Source organism: Nonomuraea sp. NEAU-A123 (assembly GCF_018603905.1).
In the GTDB taxonomy this organism is placed as follows: Bacteria; Actinomycetota; Actinomycetes; order Streptosporangiales; family Streptosporangiaceae; genus Nonomuraea.
Map to the genome: position 1 here is coordinate 192,439 of NZ_JAHFZZ010000018.1, position 18,452 is coordinate 210,890.

General features: G+C 70.9%; 15 protein-coding genes. 9 read left to right on the top strand and 6 right to left on the bottom strand.

The features are described from left to right. Positions 1–5: 5 nt before the first annotated feature. On the top strand, positions 6–611 hold the full coding sequence (locus KLK06_RS42270; RefSeq protein ID WP_250906844.1) for a Chromate resistance protein ChrB: 606 nt from the start codon (positions 6–8) through the stop codon (positions 609–611). A gap of 6 nt (positions 612–617) precedes the next feature. Here KLK06_RS42270 and KLK06_RS42275 read toward each other — a convergent pair whose 3' ends face one another. The 3 genes from KLK06_RS42275 to KLK06_RS42285 form a co-directional block, all read right to left on the bottom strand. Continuing rightward, a complete protein-coding gene (locus tag KLK06_RS42275) occupies positions 618–830 on the bottom strand; it encodes a hypothetical protein (protein WP_214641326.1) in 213 nt (70 codons plus the stop codon). 9 nt (positions 831–839) lie between these two features. Then, the gene (locus KLK06_RS42280) at positions 840–1,631 is read right to left on the bottom strand and encodes a COG4280 domain-containing protein (RefSeq protein ID WP_214641327.1); all 792 of its coding nucleotides are present in this window, start codon (positions 1,629–1,631) and stop codon (positions 840–842) included. An 85-nt stretch (positions 1,632–1,716) separates the two neighbouring features. Continuing rightward, positions 1,717–2,943 (bottom strand): serine hydrolase, encoded by a 1,227-nt coding sequence (locus tag KLK06_RS42285; protein ID WP_214641328.1) that lies wholly within the window; start codon positions 2,941–2,943, stop codon positions 1,717–1,719. A 116-nt stretch (positions 2,944–3,059) separates the two neighbouring features. On the opposite strand from KLK06_RS42285, the gene KLK06_RS42290 reads away from it, so the two are divergent. The 8 genes from KLK06_RS42290 to KLK06_RS42325 all read left to right on the top strand — a co-directional run bounded on the left by KLK06_RS42290 (position 3,060) and on the right by KLK06_RS42325 (position 14,318). Next, positions 3,060–4,076, top strand: a complete 1,017-nt coding sequence (locus tag KLK06_RS42290; RefSeq protein ID WP_214641329.1) for a LacI family DNA-binding transcriptional regulator — start codon at positions 3,060–3,062, stop codon at positions 4,074–4,076. A gap of 389 nt (positions 4,077–4,465) precedes the next feature. Then, positions 4,466–5,440, top strand: a complete 975-nt coding sequence (locus tag KLK06_RS42295; RefSeq protein WP_214641330.1) for an ABC transporter substrate-binding protein — start codon at positions 4,466–4,468, stop codon at positions 5,438–5,440. Positions 5,441–5,446: 6 nt separating this feature from the next. After that, the gene (locus KLK06_RS42300; RefSeq protein WP_308168702.1) at positions 5,447–6,511 is read left to right on the top strand and encodes an iron ABC transporter permease; all 1,065 of its coding nucleotides are present in this window, start codon (positions 5,447–5,449) and stop codon (positions 6,509–6,511) included. Further along, entirely contained in the window at positions 6,508–7,557 is a 1,050-nt protein-coding gene (locus KLK06_RS42305) for an iron chelate uptake ABC transporter family permease subunit (protein WP_214641331.1), read from the top strand. The genes KLK06_RS42300 and KLK06_RS42305 overlap by 4 nt, the downstream gene beginning before the upstream one ends. A gap of 59 nt (positions 7,558–7,616) precedes the next feature. Beyond that, positions 7,617–8,441 (top strand): ABC transporter ATP-binding protein, encoded by an 825-nt coding sequence (locus KLK06_RS42310; RefSeq protein WP_250906845.1) that lies wholly within the window; start codon positions 7,617–7,619, stop codon positions 8,439–8,441. 7 nt (positions 8,442–8,448) lie between these two features. Further along, positions 8,449–9,525 carry a C45 family peptidase gene (locus tag KLK06_RS42315; protein WP_214641333.1) on the top strand — a complete coding sequence of 359 codons (1,077 nt, stop codon included), beginning with the start codon at positions 8,449–8,451 and terminating at the stop codon, positions 9,523–9,525. Continuing rightward, positions 9,522–12,719, top strand: coding sequence for an amidohydrolase family protein (locus tag KLK06_RS42320; protein WP_214641334.1), 3,198 nt, complete (start codon positions 9,522–9,524; stop codon positions 12,717–12,719). Before KLK06_RS42315 ends, KLK06_RS42320 begins: the two co-directional genes overlap by 4 nt. Positions 12,720–12,785: 66 nt before the next feature. Next, positions 12,786–14,318, top strand: coding sequence for an FAD-dependent oxidoreductase (locus KLK06_RS42325; protein ID WP_308168703.1), 1,533 nt, complete (start codon positions 12,786–12,788; stop codon positions 14,316–14,318). Positions 14,319–14,420: 102 nt separating this feature from the next. On the opposite strand, the gene KLK06_RS42330 is transcribed toward KLK06_RS42325, so the two are convergent. Genes KLK06_RS42330 through KLK06_RS42340 form a run of 3 tightly spaced genes read right to left on the bottom strand, consistent with a single transcriptional unit; the run spans position 14,421 to position 18,450 of the window. After that, on the bottom strand, positions 14,421–14,663 hold the full coding sequence (locus tag KLK06_RS42330; protein ID WP_214641335.1) for a hypothetical protein: 243 nt from the start codon (positions 14,661–14,663) through the stop codon (positions 14,421–14,423). 11 nt (positions 14,664–14,674) lie between these two features. Beyond that, on the bottom strand, positions 14,675–16,867 hold the full coding sequence (locus KLK06_RS42335) for a hypothetical protein (protein WP_214641336.1): 2,193 nt from the start codon (positions 16,865–16,867) through the stop codon (positions 14,675–14,677). Then, entirely contained in the window at positions 16,864–18,450 is a 1,587-nt protein-coding gene (locus tag KLK06_RS42340; protein WP_214641337.1) for a peroxidase family protein, read from the bottom strand. Before KLK06_RS42340 ends, KLK06_RS42335 begins: the two co-directional genes overlap by 4 nt. Between the last annotated feature and the right edge of the window lie 2 nt (positions 18,451–18,452).

Below are 18,452 nucleotides of genomic sequence, written 5' to 3' on the forward strand. Positions count from 1 at the left end.
GGGCATTGCCGGGCACCGAGAGGCCGAAGACCGGCCGCACTCCCGAAGGCCAGGAGGCCGTCGAGCCGGCGAAGCATGTCACCTGGCTCATGCTGATCTACCGGGTGCCCAGCGAGCCGACCCGGTTGCGCGCCGCGGTCTGGCGGCGGCTGCGCAACCTCGGCGCCGTCTACCTGCAGAACTCCGCGGCCGCCGCACCACGGACACCGCACAGCGAGCGGATGCTGCGGGCGCTGCGCAACGAGATCGTCGAGTCGATGTCGGGCCAGGCGTTCCTGGTCAGCACCTCCTCGGTCATCGGTGAGACCGAGCTGGTCGCCCTCTACAACGCCGCGCGCGACGACGAGTACGAAGAGATCCTCGACAAGTGCGTCGACTTCCACGCGGAAGTGGCCAAAGAGGTGACCGCTCGGCACTTCACCTACAGCGAGCTGGAAGAGAACGAGGAAGACCTCACCAAGCTCAAGGGCTGGTACGAGAAGGTCAAGGCACGTGACGTCCTGGGCGCCTCGCGGGCCAAAGAGGTGACCCAGGCGCTCGAGGACTGCGCGAAGACGCTGGAGGAGTTCGCCACCTCCGTCTACGAGGCCGAGGACAGCGCGATCTTCTAGGTCCCGCTACCGATCACGCACGTCGATCCGCAGCGCGATGACGAAAGCGGCCATGAGGCACACGCCGAGCACCGGCGTGAGCACCAGTTCCGGCACCGCGAACGCCAGCAGGACCACCGTGCCAAGTGCCAGCGTGGTGACGACGGCCACGGCGATCTTCCAGTCGTCGCCGATGATCAGGTCGTACCAGAACTGCCCGAATCCTCGGATGAAACCCATGTTCAGCTCCTAGCTAGACGTGCTCGGGACGGCGGTGGACGCGGCCGCGGCGGGCCGCCTGAGGGCGTGGACCATCACCCGCGACAGCCCGAACCACGCGGCGACGAGCACCAGGATCGCCAGGTCGGCACCCGGCCACTCCAGGCTCTGGTGGCTCGCGGTGAAGATGCCCAGCCCTTCGACCGCCCAGAAGGTGCCGAATGCCGCGAGCAGCAGGCCGACGCCGTACTTCATGGTGTTCTCCGGCACCTTCGACAGCGGCCCCCTGACGGCGATGCCCACGCCGAGGACCAGGAGCACCCCGAGGACCGCGGCGCCGATCGCCACCGGCATGTTGTCCGCGCTCAGGCCGAAGGTGATCACGATGAAGACCACCTCGACGCCTTCGAGGAAGACCCCCTTGAAACTGACCATGAACGAGAACCAGTCAAGGCCCTTGCCCCTGACCGCGCCCGCGCTCTCGGCCGCCGCCACCTCGTCGGCGAAGATCTGGTCCTCGTCGTGCATGGCCTTGCGCCCGGACGACCGCAGGATCGCCTTGCGCAGCCACTGCAGGCCGAAGATCAGCAGGACGCCGCCGATCGCGAGCTGGAGTGCCGCCTCCGGCAACCAGGTCGCGAGCGCGTACCCGGCGACGGCGGTGAAGGCCGTCAGCGCGACGAGAGCCGCCGCCACACCCGCGAACGTGGAGCGCCAGCTCCGCGTCATGCCCATCGCCATGACGATCGTCAGGGCCTCGACCATCTCCACGATCGAGGCGAGCAGCACCGCCGTGCCCAAGCCCCATGCGGCCGCGTCCATCGGCCCACTTCCTTCCGTTCCGGCGAACCATCACTCGCCGCAGAATGTAACAGTTGTTAGTTTGCGCATATATCCAGCGCTATGTCTACAAGGAGTCGGCCGACAGCGCGTCGGCGATGGCCAGGCAGCCCGCGATGCTCCCCCGCGCCAGGTCGTCGATCCACGGCTCGGGCCAGGAGGAGAACTTGGCGATGACCACCCCGGCCGCCTCGTGGACGAACAGCATCTGGCCGTGGATGCCCAGGGCCATGTACACCCCGCCCCTGTCCGCGGTGCGGGGCGCGGCGACCCACCACTGGTTGCGGTAGTAGGCGCCGGGCACGGTCAGGTACGGCGAGCCGTGCCGGGGGAAGGCCGCGGCCTGGTCGCCGTCGGGGGTCAGGGTGTCGGCGACCCAGCCTTCCGGCACCACCCGTGTCCCGTCGGAGCGCAGCCCGTCTCGCCGCAGGGCCTCGCCGAGGCGGGCCAGATCGCGGGCCGTACAGCAGACCCCGATGTCCGCCAGGGCGTGGCCGTTGCGGTCGACCGTGATCTCGGCGTCGTGTTCGGCGCCCAGTCGCCGCCACAGATGCCGGGAGATCAGCTCCGGCACCCGCAGGCCCGTCGCGCGCTCCGCCAGCAGCGCCAGCACGCAGGTCAGGGTCGAGCGGTACTCGAAGTCGCCGCCGTGCGGGCGCACCTGGGCCAACCGCCAGAAATGGCTGCGCGAGTCCTCGTCCGGCGAGCTCGCCGGGGGCGCCCACTGGCAGATGGAGAAGTAGGCGCGCTGGAGTTCGAGCGTGGTGATGTCCTCGCGCGTCCCCGTGCGCATGTCCAGCACATGCCGGACGCTGGCCCCGGCCAGCCCGGTGCCGCGGAACTCGGGCACGATCGCGCAGACCTCGTCGTCCGGCGACAGCGCCCCGGACTCGATCACCGAGCCGACGGCCGTGGCGGTGATGGACTTGGACACCGACATGCACAGATGCCGGGTGGCCGGCCGCATGCCGTGGTCGTACTGCTCGTGGACGAGCCGGCCCCGGTGCAGCACGACCAGGGCGTCGGTGTGCGACCACTCGACGAGCTCCGCCACGGTCAGCCGACGCCTCGGGCCATCCTGGAGGCGCAGTTCCAGCGAGCCCAGACCGGTCCCCTCGGCGATCAGGTCGTGGACGGGCCCCTCACCGCGGGAGATCGGCGCGGTGGGGATCAACTCTCCGATGCGCTGGTACGCGCTGACGTTGTACGGCGGACGCATCCAGTTCTCCAGCGTCACCGGTCCCATGGCGTCGAAATGGTCATATCCGGATGAAAGTGATTCCGCAGGCGACATGGGCCTGATTCTCCTTTGACGAAACCTTTCGGCAAGGCTAGAAATGGCCTGATCCGCAGTCAAGCGGCCGCAGAACCTCGCCGCTCCGCGGCCCCAGGCACAGACGGAGTTGCTTCATGAGCACGAAACCAGCGCGCCCCACGATCCGTGATGTGGCGATCCGAGCGGGTGTGTCCATGACGACGGTCTCCGATGTGGTCAACAGCAAGGGGCGGGTGGATCCCGCGACGCGGGAACGGGTGCTCACGGCCGTCTCGGACGTCGGGTGGCGCCCGCGGCGCTCCGCCCGCGCGCTGCGCTCCGGCCGGACCGGGGTCTTCGCCATGTGCCTGCCGCTGGGCCACGTCGGCGTGGGCGACTGGCTGACGAACGCCGAGTACGACATGGCCCTGGTGGCCGCCTGCGCCGCGGCCACCGTCGACTCCGACCGCCAACTCCTGGTGGCTCCGCGCCCCACCGACGTCCGGGACCTGGCGCGGCTCGACGTCGACGGCGTGATCATCGCCGATCCGCGCGAGGGCGACCAGGCGCTGACGGTGCTCAACAACGCGGGCGTGCCCGCGGTGACCATCGACCGCGACATCCAGCGTACGGACGGCTGGTGGGTGGAGACCGACAACACGGGCAGCACCCTGCAGGTCCTCGACCACCTCACCGCCCAGGGCGCGAAGCGGATCGCGCTGGTGACGGCGGACGCCCCCTGGGCCTGGTTCGAGGACACCTCCGCGGCCTACGCGCGCTGGTGCGCCGAGCACGACGTCAAGCCGCAGGTGCGCCTGATCGACGTGGAGCGGCCCAGGGCGACCGCGGCGGCGGGCGTGCGCAGCCTGCTGCGGCTCAAGAACCCGCCGGACGCCATCTTCGCCATCCCGTACGGCACCCCGCTCGGCGCCCTGGACGCGATCACCGAGTCGGGACTCTCGGTGCCCGGCGACCTCCTGCTGGCCGGCGGCATGGACGGGCAGATGCTCCAGGTCTCCTCGCCGCCCATCACCGCCGTCGACCTCCGGCCGATCGAGATGGCCAGGGCCGCGGTCGACCTGCTGGCCAGGCGGGTGAGCGGCGAGAAGGCGGTGGGCCCCGTCGTCATCCAGACCGAACTCCGGGTGCGGGAGTCGACCTCGCGGCGCTGATCCGCCGAGCCCATCCCCGGCGACCGTCATGCGGGCGGGCTCCGTTGTCACGCGCACCTCACACCGTGCCGAATCGTTTCGGCACACCTTAGGCACGCGCCCTCGAAGCACGCAACAGCCCGGCACCTGCCTCAGTAATCCCCCGCTGACGGATCGTTGACACCATCAATCGCCGGTGATTGTATGTGCCGAAACGTTCAGGCAGAACGCTTCGGCCGCCTCAACCGACCAGCGCCCCGTGCTGCGCTGAGCCTTCACGGGCTGACAGAAATGTCCCCCGGACGAACAGGCGCCGAGAGAGGAACAACATGAGCGCGCCCCCCAAATCTCCGGACACTCTCAGCATCCGCCCGCTTCTGATCGGTCTTGTCACTGCCGCGTTTCTTGTCGTGACCGGATGCGCCGGTCAGCCCGGATCCGGCACTACCGGCACCGCTGCCGGGACGACCACGAACGCGGCGGCGGCGCCCGCCGCCTTCTCCTTCACCGACGACCGGGCGGAGACCGTCAAGCTCGACAAGAAGGAGATCCGGGTCGTCGCCCAGGAGGACGCCGCCAACGCCCTGATGCACCTCGGCATCAAACCGGTGGGCATCTTCGGCGGCGCGCCCCTCAACGGCAACCCCATGCTCAAAGGGCTCGACCTGACCGGCATCGAGTCGGTCGGCGAGGTCTTCGGCGAGGTCAAGATGGAGAAGCTGGCCTCCCTGAGGCCGGACGTCATAGTCTCGACCTTCTACACGGGAGACGGCGTCCTGTTCCCCGGCGGCGTCTACGGCTTCCAGACCGCGAAGATGCAGAACGACGCCAAGACCATCGCGCCGATCCTGGCCATCGACTCGACCAAACCGTCCTCCCACGTCATCGAGCGCTTCTCCGCGCTGGCCAAGGCCCTCGGCGCCGACGTCGACGGAGGGGCGGTCGCGCAGGCCCGGACGAAGTGGGCCAGTGCGGTCGAGGCGCTGAAGAGCGCGGCCAAGCAGCACCCGGATCTGAAGGTCCTGGCCGTGACCCCGGCCCAGGAACAGGTCTACTTCGCCGTTCCCGACCTGTTCCCGGACCTGCTCGACCTCAGGGACTGGGGCGTCGACCTGATGACCCCGGACGGCAAGCTCGTCAGCTCCTACTACGAGGCTGTCAGCTGGGAGAACGCCGCGAAGTACCAGCCGAGCGTCGTCCTGGTCGACGCCCGCGGCTACACGCTGGGCACCGAGGCGCTCAAGAAGTACCCGACGTGGAACGCCCTGAAGGCGGTGAAGGCCGGCCAGGTCGGCAGTTGGGTGCGGGTCTCGCTGAACTACGACGACTACACCCGGCAGGTCCAGGACCTGACCGCCGTACTTGAGCGGGCCAAGAATGTGTAGCGCCCCGTGAGCACGACCACCGCACGACGCTCCGTCCGCCGTGACCAGGCCCCGCCCCGCCGGGGTCTGGTCGGCGGGCTGGGGCGCCCCCTCGGCCTGGTGATCGCGATCGCCCTGCTGGCCGCCATCGCCGTGGCCAGCCTGGTGCTGGGTTCCCGGCACCTGCCGATGGACACCGCCTACGACGCGCTCCTGCGTTACGACCCCACCGACGAGGCCCAGGCCGTCATCCGCTCCCTGCGCGTCCCGCGGACGGTCATCGGGCTGCTCGTCGGGCTGGCGCTCGGGCTCGCGGGGGCGGTGATGCAGGGGGTGTCCCGCAACCCGCTGGCCGACCCGGGCATCCTCGGCGTCAACGCCGGTGCCGCGCTCGCGGTGCTGACCGCGGTGCACTTCTTCGGCGTGACGACCCTGCTCGGCTACGTGTGGTTCGCCTTCGCCGGCGCGGGGGTCGCGGTGGTGGTCGTGTACCTCATCTCCAGTCTCGGCAGGGACGGCGCGACCCCGGTGAAGCTGGCGCTGGCGGGCACGGCGGTGACGGCCCTGCTGACCTCCTTCACCACCCTCGTCCAGTTGCTCGACGTCCGGACCATGGACGCCTACCGTGCCTGGTCCGTCGGGTCGCTCGCGGGGCGCGGGGCCGACGTCGCCGCCGAGGTGTGGCCCTTCGTCGCCGTGGGAGCCGTGCTGGCGCTGGCCAGTGGCCGCGTGCTCAACACGCTCGCCCTGGGTGACGACGTGGCCCGTTCGCTGGGCCAGAACGTGACGCGGGCCCGGATCGTCTGCGGGGTGGCGATCATGATTCTGGCGGGCGCCGCCACGGCCGCGGCCGGACCCATCGTCTTCGTCGGCCTGACCGTGCCGCACATCGCCCGGGCGATCGTCGGCCCGGACTACCGCTGGGTCCTGCCGTACAGCGCGGTGCTGGCCCCCATCCTGCTCCTGGTCGCCGACATCGTGGGCCGGCTGGCCGTGGCGCCGGCCGAACTGCAGGTCGGCATCGTGACGGCCCTCCTCGGCGCCCCGGTGTTCATCGCCCTCGTCCGTCGCAAGAATCTGGCCTCGCTATGACCTCTCCCGCCCTCTCCGAGGCCATCGCCTCGGTGTCGCGTACCCGGGGCCGCGTCGCCGGCAGGAGGCGCACGGTCACCGTCGTCCTCGCGCTGGCGGCCGTGCTGGTGTTCTGCCTGAGCCTGTCCGTCGGCGACTTCACCATCTCGGTCCTGCGCGTACTGCCCGCGGTGTTCGGCGCGGGCGACGGCGGCGAGGTGTTCGTCGTCCAGTCGCTCCGCCTGCCGAGAGCGTTGCTCGCCGTGCTGGTCGGCGCCGCGTTCGGCATGTCGGGCGCGGTCTTCCAGTCGCTGGCGCGCAACCCGCTGGCCAGCCCGGACATCCTCGGGATCACCGCGGGCGGCAGCCTGGCCGCGGTGATCGGGCTGACCCTGCTGGGGCTGAGCGGCCTGCCGCTCTCCCTGGCCGCGACGGCCGGCGCGCTGCTGACCGCGGCCCTCATCTACACCTTCGCCTACCGGCGCGGGCTGTCGAGCTACCGCCTGGTGCTGGTCGGCATCGGCGTCGGGGCGGTCGCGCTGGCGCTGACCCAGTTCTTCTGGACCCGCGCGCACACCCACGACGCGGCCTCGGCCGCGCTGTGGCTGAGCGGCAGCCTCAACGGGCGCGGCTGGGAGAACATCGAGCCCATCGCGCTGATGCTCCTGGTGCTGGTCCCGGGCACACTCGCCCTCGGCAAGCAGCTCAACGTGCTCGAACTCGGCGACGACTCCGCGACGGCCGTCGGCGTGTCCGTCCAGCGGTCCAGGCTGCTGCTGCTCGTGGTGGGGGTGGCGCTGGCCGGAGCCGGGATCGGCGCGGCCGGTCCGGTGGCCTTCGTGGCGTTCGTCTGCGCGCCCATCGCCCGGCGGCTGTCGCGGTCACCGGGCCCCGCGCTCCTGCCGGCCGCCCTGATCGGATCCGTCCTCGTCGCGGTGGCCGACCTGATCGGGCGCATGGCCCTGTCCAGCACCGAGGTCTCCGTCGGCATCATCACCGGCATCATCGGCGCCCCCTACCTGCTGTGGCTGCTGGCCACGACGAACAGCTCAGGACAAGGAGATTGACGGCGATGCCATCCTCCCGACTGCCATCCTCCCCCGCGCCTACCTCCCCGGTGGAGCCCATGACGCCCGCGAACCCCGCGCAGCCCTCCGACGCGCAACAACTGCGCGGCCACCACCTCAGGCTCGGCTACGACGGCGCCGACATCGTCGGCGACCTGTGCATCGACATCCCGCCCGGGAAGATCACCGTGCTCGTCGGCGCCAACGCGTGCGGCAAGTCGACGACGCTGCGGGCGCTGGCGCGACTGCTCAAACCCCGCGGCGGCGCCGTCACGCTCGACGGCAAGGCGATCCACGAGATGCCGTCCAAGCAGCTCGCCACCAGGATCGGCATCCTCCCGCAGACGCCCACCGCGCCCGAGGGCATCACGGTGGCCGACCTGGTCTGCCGCGGCAGGTACCCGCACCAGAAGTGGTTCCGGCAATGGACAGACGAGGACGAGCGGGTGGTCGCCTGGGCGCTGGAGGCCACCGGCACCGCGGAGATCGCGGGGCGGGCGGTCGACGAACTGTCGGGCGGACAGCGGCAGCGCGTGTGGATCGCGATGGCGCTGGCCCAGGAGACAGGCATCCTCATGCTCGACGAACCCACCACCTACCTCGACGTACACCACCAAATCGACGTGCTGGACCTGCTGGTACAGCTCAACCGCGAGGAGGGACGGACCATCGCCGTCGTCCTGCACGACCTGAACCTGGCCTGCCGATACGCCCACCATCTCATCGCCATGCGCAAGGGGGAGATCATCGCCCAGGGCGAGCCGAGCGCGATCGTCAACGAGGAGCTGGTGGAGGCGGTGTTCGGCCTGAAGTCGAAGGTGATCCCCGACCCGGTCTCACAGACCCCCATGGTGGTGCCCATCGGCCGCCACCTGCGCTTCTGAGCCGCCGATGTCCATCAACTTCCACCATTCGGACGAACGCGACCCATTGGCCCGCGGCCTCGGCATCGGGAACCGCTGGCGCGACCAGATCCTCGGCACGGCCAAGGACTACACGTGGCTGTTCGACGCGGCCGGGCTCGACCCGCACACCGTACGCGCCATCGCCGAGGACAGCTACGAGCACCTGCGCGACTGGGCGCCCGAACTCGCGGCGGAGATCACCGGCATCGCCCGCGGCACCGGGCTGCGGCTGTGGGAGGTCGCCGCGCTCAACAGCCGGACCGAGATCCTGGTCAGGGGCGCCATCGCCGGGCTGAAGGAGTGCACGAGCGCGGTGTGGCTGCCGCCCGGCGAACCGCCCAGGGCGCTGCAGACCTGGGACTGGATCCCCTCGATCAGCAACTTCACCGTCCTGCGGCACACCTCCCCCGAGGACCTGACGGTCGCGACGTTCGCCGAGAACGGCGTGCTGGGCAAGGCGGGCGTCAACAGCTCCGGGCTCGGGCTGCTGTTCACCCTGCTGTGCCACACCTCCGACGGCACGGCCGAGGGCGTACCCATCCACGCGATCGCCAGGCGCGTCCTCGACACGGCGAGATCCGTGGCCGACGCCGTCGACATCGCCCGCTCGGCCCCTGTCTCGGCGTCGGCCTCGTTCACGGTGGTCACCTGGGACGGGCAGGCCGCGGACGGCGCCACGCTGGAGATCTCGCCCGCGGGGGTCGTGGTGCTCCCGCCGGAGGAGGGCTTCCTGCTGCACACCAACCACTTCCTCGACCCGGGGCTCGCGCCCGGGGACCGGCTCGCGGCCATCGGGGACGACACGCTCCCCCGCCTGGCGGAGCTGCGCGAGCGCAGGCAGGTACTTACCGGGGCGAGTCGTACGGAATGGGCTCGCGGGCTGGTCTGCCACTGGGCGGACGGCGCGCCGATCTGCGCCCACCCGCGTCCGGGAGCACCGGTGACCGACCGATGGGAGACCAAGATGATGATCAGCTTCGACCTCGATCGGCGCTGCCTGGTACTGCAGGAGGGCGGCCCCTGCACCGCTACTGAGGACGGCTGGACGGAGGTCGCCGTATGACCTGGGACATCACCGCGACGGGACAGCCCAGCCGCGAGGTCTCCTTCACCACCTCCGAGGGCACCTGGATGAGCGTCTCGGTCAGCCCCGACGGCGAGAGCATCGTGTTCGACCTGCTCGGCGACCTCTACTCCATCCCCTCGACGGGCGGTACGGCGACGCTGCTCCAGGGCGGCTCCGCGATGCACCGCATGCCCTCCGTCAGCCCCGACGGCACGGAGATCCTCTACCTGAGCGACGCCGACGGGTTCGACAACGTGTGGTCCTGCGACCTCGACGGATCGAACCCGCGCCAGCTCACCTGGGAGACCGACGCGATCCTGACCGACCCCATCTGGGGTCCCGGCGGGCGCGGCGTGATCGCGCCGACGATCTTCCGGGCGCATCGCAAGCTCTTCTCCTCGCAGATCCGCCTGTTCGAGGCGCCGGGCCAGGGCGGCGCCCAAAGCGGGCGGCTGCTGGTGGACGTGCCGTCAAGCGGGCGGGACGTCCTGGAGCCCGCGCTGTCGCCGGACGGCGCCTGGCTGTACTACAGCGAGCGCCTCGTCACCCCCAAGATCTACGTGGACGCCAACCACGCCAACTTCGCCATCCGCCGCCGCAGGCTGGAGGACGGGCACACCGACACCGTCGTGGGCGGGTTCGGCGGGGCCATCCGCGCCGCGCTCTCGCCCGACGGCAAGCAGCTCGCCTTCATCCGGCGCGTCATGGACAAGACGGTGCTGTTCTGCCTGGACCTCACCGACGGCCGGCAGCGTCCGGTCTTCGACGGCCTCGACCGCGACAACCAGGCGGTCTGGGAGATCCAGGGCAACTACTACCCGAGGTTCTCCTGGTTTCCCGACAACCGTCACGTCGCCATCTGGGCGGGCGGCGGGCTGCGGCGGATCGACGTCGGCAGCGGCGCGTGCACCGCGATCCCGTTCACCGCGGAGTGCCACCACACGCTCGTCGAGCCGGTCCGCGTCCGCCACGATCTGGCGCCGGACAAGGTGGTGGCCCGCGCGGTGCGGCACCTGGCCGTCGCGCCCGGCGGACAAGAGGTGGCGTTCACCGCGCTGGGCCGCCTGTGGCACACCACGCGCGGCAAGGACACCGTGACGCCCGTCGGCGACCACGCCCTGCACGCGACGGAGCCGGCCTTCAGCCGCGACGGCCGCCTGCTCGCCTACGTGGAGTGGGACGACGAGCGGGGCAGCACGCTGCGGCGCTGCCCACGTGACCGCTGGGACGAGGCCGCCGAGGTCGCCGCCTGCTCCGGCGTCATGCGGCAGCCCGCGTTCAGCCCCGACGGAACGCTGATCGCCTACCGGCTGCAGGAGCACGACGTCCAGCTCGGCGGGTCACGCTCGCGCCCCGGCCTGTACGTGGTGGACAGCGGCGGCGGCGAACCCCGCTACCTGGCCCCCGTGGACGACGCGCCCGTCTTCAGCCCTGACGGCTCCAGGATCTACGCCACGGTCACCGACAGCTCGGGCGCCGAGCCCGTCGAGGTGCTCATCAGCGTCGACCTGCTCGGCGGCAACCGCCGAGTGCACGCCCGTACGGCGGACGCCGACACCTACGAGCTGCGCCTGAGCCCGGACCGCGCCTGGCTGGCCTTCAGGCACGGCAGCGAGTACTACGTCATCCCCTACCGCGAGACCGGCCACGAGCTCCTCATCACGCCGACGACCGCCGAGGTGCCCTGCCACCGGCTCACCGAACACGGCGGGTACGCGCTGGCCTGGGCGGCGGACAGCGCCAGCCTGCACTGGGCGGTCGGCCCCAACTTGCACGTACGGGAGGCCAGCGCGTGGGACTCGCCCCGAGCCTCCTCCCCCGTGGACCTCACGGTGGACGCCGACGTGCCCGGCGGGTGCGTGGCGCTGACCGGCGGCACCGTGATCACGATGCGGGGCGAGGTGGTGCACCGCCCGGGAACGGTCGTCGTCCGCGGCAACCGCATCGTCGCGGTCGGCGACGAGGTGCCCGTGCCGGAGGACGCCACGGTCATCGACTGCACGGGGATGACCCTGATGCCCGGCCTCATCGACGGCCACGGGCACATCGACGGCAGCACCGACAACGGCGTGACACCGCAGAAGCAGGCGGCCAGGTTCGCCGCCCTGGCCTTCGGCGTCACCACGAACTTCGACCCCTTCTCCTCCGAACTGCCGAACTTCGAGAGCACCGAGACCACCCAGGCCGGCCTGACGGTCGGCCCCCGCTGGATCGGCACCGGCTCGGCCATCCACGGCCGCCCCCACAACGTCTTCCACCTCTACAGCCCGATCGACACCTACGAGGACGCCGAAGGCGTGATCAAGCGGAAGAAGGCGCTCGGCGCGCTGAGCGTCAAAAGCTACAAGTGGCCCGCGCGGCGCCACCGGCAGATGCTGGTCAAGGCCGCCCGCGAGCACGGCGTCAACATCGTGGTCGAGGGCGAGACGCACTTCTACCACAACATCAGCATGATCTTGGATGGCCACACCAACCTCGAGCACAACCTGCCCGTGGCCACCTGCTACGACGACGTGGTGCAGCTCATGGCCCTGGCCGGGGTGTCCAACACGCCCACGCTCATCGTGGCCTTCGGGGAGCTGTTCGGCGAGAACTACATGTACCAGCGGACCGAGGTGTGGAAGGACCCCCGGATCCGCACCTATGTCCAGGCGTGCCTGAGCGGATACAGCCCGCTGAACACGCCGTACGAGGCCCCTCCGTATGCCCGGGCCATGACCACGATCCACGTGGCCGACGAGCTGTACGACATCGGGGTCCTGGCGGTGTCCCGCTCGGTCAACCGGCTGGACCAGGCGGGGGTGCGGATCAACGCCGGATCCCACGGCGAGATCCCCGGCATGGCCATGCACTGGGAGATGGCGCTGCTGGCCGAGGGCGGCATGCCAGCGCACCGGGTGCTGCGGGCGGCCACGATCAACGTGGCCGAGAGCCTCGGCGTGGACCACCAGCTCGGCTCACTCGAGCCGGGCAAGCTCGCCGACCTGATCGTCATGCGTGAGAACCCGCTGGACGACATCGGCAACTCGACGAGCGTGACGATGACGATGGTCAACGGGCGCCTGTACGACGCGTACTCGCTCGACGAGCTCGCGCCCCGCCGCAGGCCCAGGACCAGGTTCTACTGGGAGACCCAGGACACCCACGGCATCGACTGGTGCGAGGCGTGGGGCGGCGGCTGCTGCCCCTGACTCAACAGGGCGCACGCCGGCCTCTTGGCAAAGTCATTACTTAGGGCGATCATGTACTTGCTTTAAGTGACGACGAAGGAGCGTGACGTCCTGGACGAGAGCCTGTCGATGTCGACACCACTGGGTTCGGCCATGCCCGCGGAGCTGGCGGACGCGGGGGTGCCGAGACCGAGTCATGACCTCAGAGTGCCGGCGGACCTGGTCGCGACAGCCGAGCACGGACTGGCCGCCGGCGGCCGGCCCCGCAAACGCGTACTGATCATCGGGGGCGGGATGGCCGGGCTGGTCGCCGCCTACGAGCTGATGCGGCAGGGCCACGAGCCCGTCGTCCTGGAGGCCCAGCAGCGGGTCGGCGGGCGCGTGCTCACCCTGCGCGGATTCGCGCCCGGCCTGTACGCCGAGGCGGGCGCGATGCGGATCCCCCGCGTGCACGACCTCACGCTGGCCTACTGCGCGAAGTTCGGGCTGGCCCTGCGCCCGTTCGTCATGGGCAATCCCCACACCCTGGCCTACATCCAGGGCGTCAGGACCACGATCCGGGAGCTGAACGACAACCCCGAGATCATCGACTTCGGCTTGGCCGAGCACGAGCGCGGTCGCACGTACGAGGACCTGTGGCGCACCGCCACGCAGGAGATCCACGACCTGTACGCCCAGGAGGGCGAGAACGCGCTCGACCGCATCTGCGCCGAGTACGACCGCTACTCCATCCGCAGCTTCCTGCGCGAGCGCGGATTCTCCGAGGGGGCCATCGAGCTCTACGGCGTCATGAGCTTCCGGGAGGCCAATCTCAACGCGGCGGTCATCGAGCAGTTCCGCGAGATCATCGGGCGGGCGTTCGAGGACATGCAGGAGATCGAGGGCGGCGCCGACCGGCTGCCGGACGGCTTCTACCGGGAGCTCAAGAACCACATCCGGTTCGGCCACGAGGTCACCGCCATCGAGCAGGACGACCACTCGGTCACCTTGCACCTCAGGACGGGCTCGGGCAAGACCACGCTCACCGGCGACTACGCCATCTGCACGATTCCGTTCTCGGTGCTGCGCGACATCGAGGCCAGGCCCGCCTTCTCCCGCCGCAAGCAGCGCGCCATCCGCGAGCTGAACTACAACGCCTCCACCAAGATCCTCTTTCAGGTACGGCGGCCGTTCTGGCAACAGACCGATGGCATCGTCGGCGGCACCACGGTCACCGACCTGCCGATCCGGCGCATCTGCTACCCCTCGCACCCCGCGCCCGACGACGAGCGTACGGTCCTGCTGGCCAGCTACACCTGGGGGCAGGACGCGCTGCGGTGGGGCGCGATGTCGTCGCAGAAGCGGGTGGATCAGGCGCTCGAGGACGTCGCCAAGATCCACCCCCAGATCCACGACCACTTCGAGTTCGGCGTCACGCACGCCTGGTACAACGACCCCTACGCCGCCGGCGCCTTCGCCCTGTTCGAGCCGCACCAGCAGAGCAACCTGCATGACGCGATCATCGCGCCGGAGGGCCGCGTGCACTTCGCGGGCGAACACTGCTCGCTGTGGCACGCGTGGATCGAGGGCGCCCTGGAGTCGGGCCTGAGCGCGGCACGGGCCATCCACGAAGCAGGCTGAGCGCAGCGCGGGCCGCACGACGAAGCGGGTCGAATGCGCTCGGGCCGTACAACGCGGCGGGCCGAACGCGGCGCGGGCCGTAAAACGCGGCGGGTGGGCGCGTCAGGGGCGCGCCCGCTCGGCGTATTGGCGCAGGTACGCCGCCGCCGCGGTCAGATCGGCGGCGGCCGTCACGCAGGCGGCGTGGTGGGCGGTCACCGCGTCGCGCAGCCAGGGCGGCGCGCCGCCGACGGCTGTCAGCCTGGCCTCGATCTCGCGCAGGCGTACGGCGCAGTCGGCGAGCGCGCGGATGTCGGACCGCAGGATCGCGGCGTGGGCGGCGATCGCCGCGGGTTCGGCTGACATCGGTCCTCCGGTCAGGGGATCGGCACCGGGACGGCGGCGCCCCGGAGCGTCTGGTGGGCGGTGGCCGACAGGCACAGCAGCGGGCGGGCGCCGTCGAGACCCAGCTCGCGAAGCCGCTGCGCCAGTGGGTGCGCCGACCGCGGCCCGACGGCCAGCCGTACCCGGGGCACGGGGTGCAGGCGGCCCAGCCCGCGGGTCCGTACGCATGAGCGCAGCATCGTGTCCGCCGCCCCCCGCGCGTAGCCGACCAGATCGCGGTCACTCACGGGCAGCCAGGGGCCGAGGGGCCCGCGCAGCGTGAGGATCCGGTCATCGACCGGACCGACGTCGACGCGCGCGGCCCTGGTGGTGAGCTCGAACTCCAGGGGCGCCAGGTACGGCTCACCGCCCCACAACCGCGGCGCAAGGGCGCGGACGGTGGCGTCGTCGAGCACGGAGCCGGCCAGGAAGCTGCCCGACCGCCGCCGGTCGGCCCCGCGCAGCAGATCGGGCCAGACACACAGCGACCGCAACCGCGACCGCGCCTGCACCTGCACCTGCACCTGCACCTGCGACCGCCACGGGCCGGGCACCACGATCCCGAGCTGGACCTCGCGGTAGCCACCCACACTGGTACGCCGGTTCCAGAAGGCGTGCACGGCCACGAGGGCCCGCCCCGCGACCCGCACGGCGGGCCCGAACCCGGTCCCCTCCAGCAGGGCTGCCGCCACCGCCGGATCCGCGGCGAAGTACGCCGTGAGGGCGCTGCCGTCCTGACACCTGATCGGCAGCTCGACCGTCCCCTCCGGGCCGTCCACCGGGTAGGTGGGCACGGCGAGGAAGGGGAAACCCTCGGGATCGGATGGGCGGTCGGACAGCAGGTACGCCTGCGAGCGCACGACCGGCCCCCGGTACCGCGCGAGCCGCCCGTCGATCCGGCGCCGCGCCTCGGGCAGGTCGTCGGCGATGTTGGCGATGTAGTGCTCGATGCTGTGGCAGAGCGGGAACAGGTGGGTGGAGTCGAAGTAGTCCACCACGTACCAGTCGGGATGCAGGTCGAAGCAGTTGCCCGCGCCCTGGCCGTCGAGGGTGGGGACGATGTCGTGCTGGTTGGTGACACTGGCGACCCAGGTGCGCGGATCGGCGGGGATCTTGAAGTCGACGGGCGAGCCGACCGCGACGGCATGGGTGACCTTGTAACGGGCACAGAACTCCGCGTCCTGTGCCAGGTTCATGATGGCCGCGCCACCCGCGCTGTGCCCGATGAGCGCCAGTTCGGCGCCCTGGGGCAGGCCGTAGTCGTCGACGGCCTTGGCCAGCGAGCGGCTGTAGGGGCTGCTGGCCAGCACGGCACTGCTGAAGGCGCCGAGCAGGTCCTGGGGTGAGTCGCCGTCCGGCCGTCCCGCCCGCATGCCGGGCGCCTGGACGATGTGGCGTACCACCCCGTCGGGGCCCTCGACGCTCTGGATGAGCATCCGGCCGGTCGTACCGACCGCGCTGATGTTGCGCAGGAAACCGAGCAGTGACCCTTGCGAGCACAGTCGCGCGGATTCGGTGGCGGGCAGGTCGACGCGGCGCGCGGCCCCCTCCCCCGTGTCGAGGGCCGCGACGGCCCTGTTGCTCATGCCGGTGATCGGGTCGGCGGTGGCGTAGCCCTTTCCCGTCGCGATCAGCCAGGCGGTGTCGTCGTTGAGCGGGTTCTCGTCGAGCAGCGCCCGCAGGGCGAGGACCTCGCCGAAGATCGGGGCGAGGCCGCTGAGCGCGCGTACCGCGCCGCGGTCCTTGAGCAGGGCGCGGAGCGCGCGGATGGCCTCCAGGTCGCGGTCGGCGGCGGCCGCGTCGATGAGCCGGGCGAGCATGGGGTCGGCGGTCAGCTCGTGGTGGTCGACGGCGACGGCCGTGATCCGCAGGCGCAGCGAGGTGGCCAGCACGCGGACGGCCAGGCTCTCCGCGCCGGCCATGCCGCCGAGCTTGGCCGCCAGGGTGCCCAGCCGGCCGCCGGTGACCGCGTACCCGAGGCCCTTGCGGTTGAGGATCGCGCGGAGCAGCGCGCGGTGGGCCAGGTAACCCGGCGAGGGGGCGCGCGGCAGGGCACGGAGCAGGGCGCCGTCGGTGAGCGCGGCCGTGGTGTGGCCCGCCGCCTCCCGGATCGTGACCCCGATGTCGACCAGCTCACGCGCCGCAGCCCGCAACGGCCCAGCAGCCAGGTCGGTCTCCCCGCTCACCGGACGCCCCTTCGTGCCATGCTGACGAAGCGGGGGCCCGGATCCTCCGGGATGTTGCGGTGCAGTACGTCCGACAGGGTCCGTGTGCTCGCGATGATCCGCATGCCGTGCGGGGAGAAGGTCGCGGCGTTGGACACCCGCGGGGCCAGCAGCGGGTTGGTCAGCGCCTGGGAGAAGGCGTCGATGGCGATGATCTTCGTCAGGAGCGGCGGCAGGATGGCGTCGGGCGCGCCGGGCTCCTCGGCGAACAGGCCGACGTACAGGTCGAGGTCGTCGACGCTGCGGTAGAGCTCCCGCAGCGCGCCGCTGACCCGCTCGTCGCCGGAGACGTGTTCGAACCCGCGCACCCGGGGGAAGCGGCAGTGCTCGCGGTAGCTGTTGTAGGGCGCCAGGCCGAGGGTGCGCGAGTCGGCGATGCTGGCCACGTCGACCTCCCGAAGGAGGGGGTCGGTGTTGAACAGCCCGAGGCGGCCGGCACGCTGCCGGGAGGCGTCCTCGAAGAGCCGGCCGAGGCCATGCTCGGGGATCAGCGCGCCGCCGAGCAGGGTCTGCGCCATCGGCAGATCGCGCCCGCCGACCGAGAGCTGGGAGGGGATCAGGCTGTGCCAGCGGTAGACGAGGTTGAACTCCACCGAGGCCCAGTTCTCCCGGTGCCAGGGCACGCGGGCCAGCATCGTCGTCAGCCGCGAATCCAGGGCGAAGCGGAAGTGGTAGGGCGTGATGTGGTTGATGTACTCCTCGACCACCAGCTTGATCAGCAGCACGATGAGGATGTTGCGCGCCGTCTGGAACAGGCGCTCGTCGTCCCAGCGCGGACAGAGCTGGCCGAGCAGGCGGGCCACCCGGTTGTGCTCGCGCAGGAACAGCACCGTGAGCATGGTGAAGCCGAGCTGGATGTTGCCCCGGTCGCTCCCGGTCGCGAACAGCGTGTCGCGCTGCGCGTCGGTGAGCTCCGCGAAGCGGATGACGCTCAGCGGGGCGAACTCCGGTTTGATCTTGCCGTTCTCGCACAGGTAGGGCGGGAACTCCCCGCCGTTGATGAACTGGCTCTTGAGCAGCCCGCCGTCGAAGGTACGCAGCGCGGCCGTCTCGGCCTCGCGCAGGCCGTACAGCTGGTTCAGGTCGATCTGGTGGTTGGAGCTGTTCTTGCGGGGGTCACGCGGGACGTGGGTGTCGCCGCGCAGGAAGCCGTCGGTGAACCACTGGGCGAAGTAGGCGAACAACACCGTGGAGCGCGGGCAGGGAATCATGCTCTCGCCACGGGTGAACAGGTCGGCGGCCCGCTCGGGCGTGGGACGGGTGCCCTCGGCCGCGGCGACGGGGGGCATGTGCCGGCCGCTGTAGGTGCGGTCGGTCAGTGAGGCCCATGAGGTGTAGTCGGCCATCGTGCTCAGCGGCTCGGGCCGTGGCGGCATCTCGCGGATCGCGTGGTCGATCAGCGTGGCGTTGAGGCGACGCCGTAGCGGCTGGATGGACTGTACGAGATCCCAGAACGGCCGGCCGTTGGTCAGTGCCAGGAACCTGAGCCGGTTGGCGACCCCGTCGTTGGCGATGGTCCGCGCCGTCGCCCTGCCGTGCGCCATCG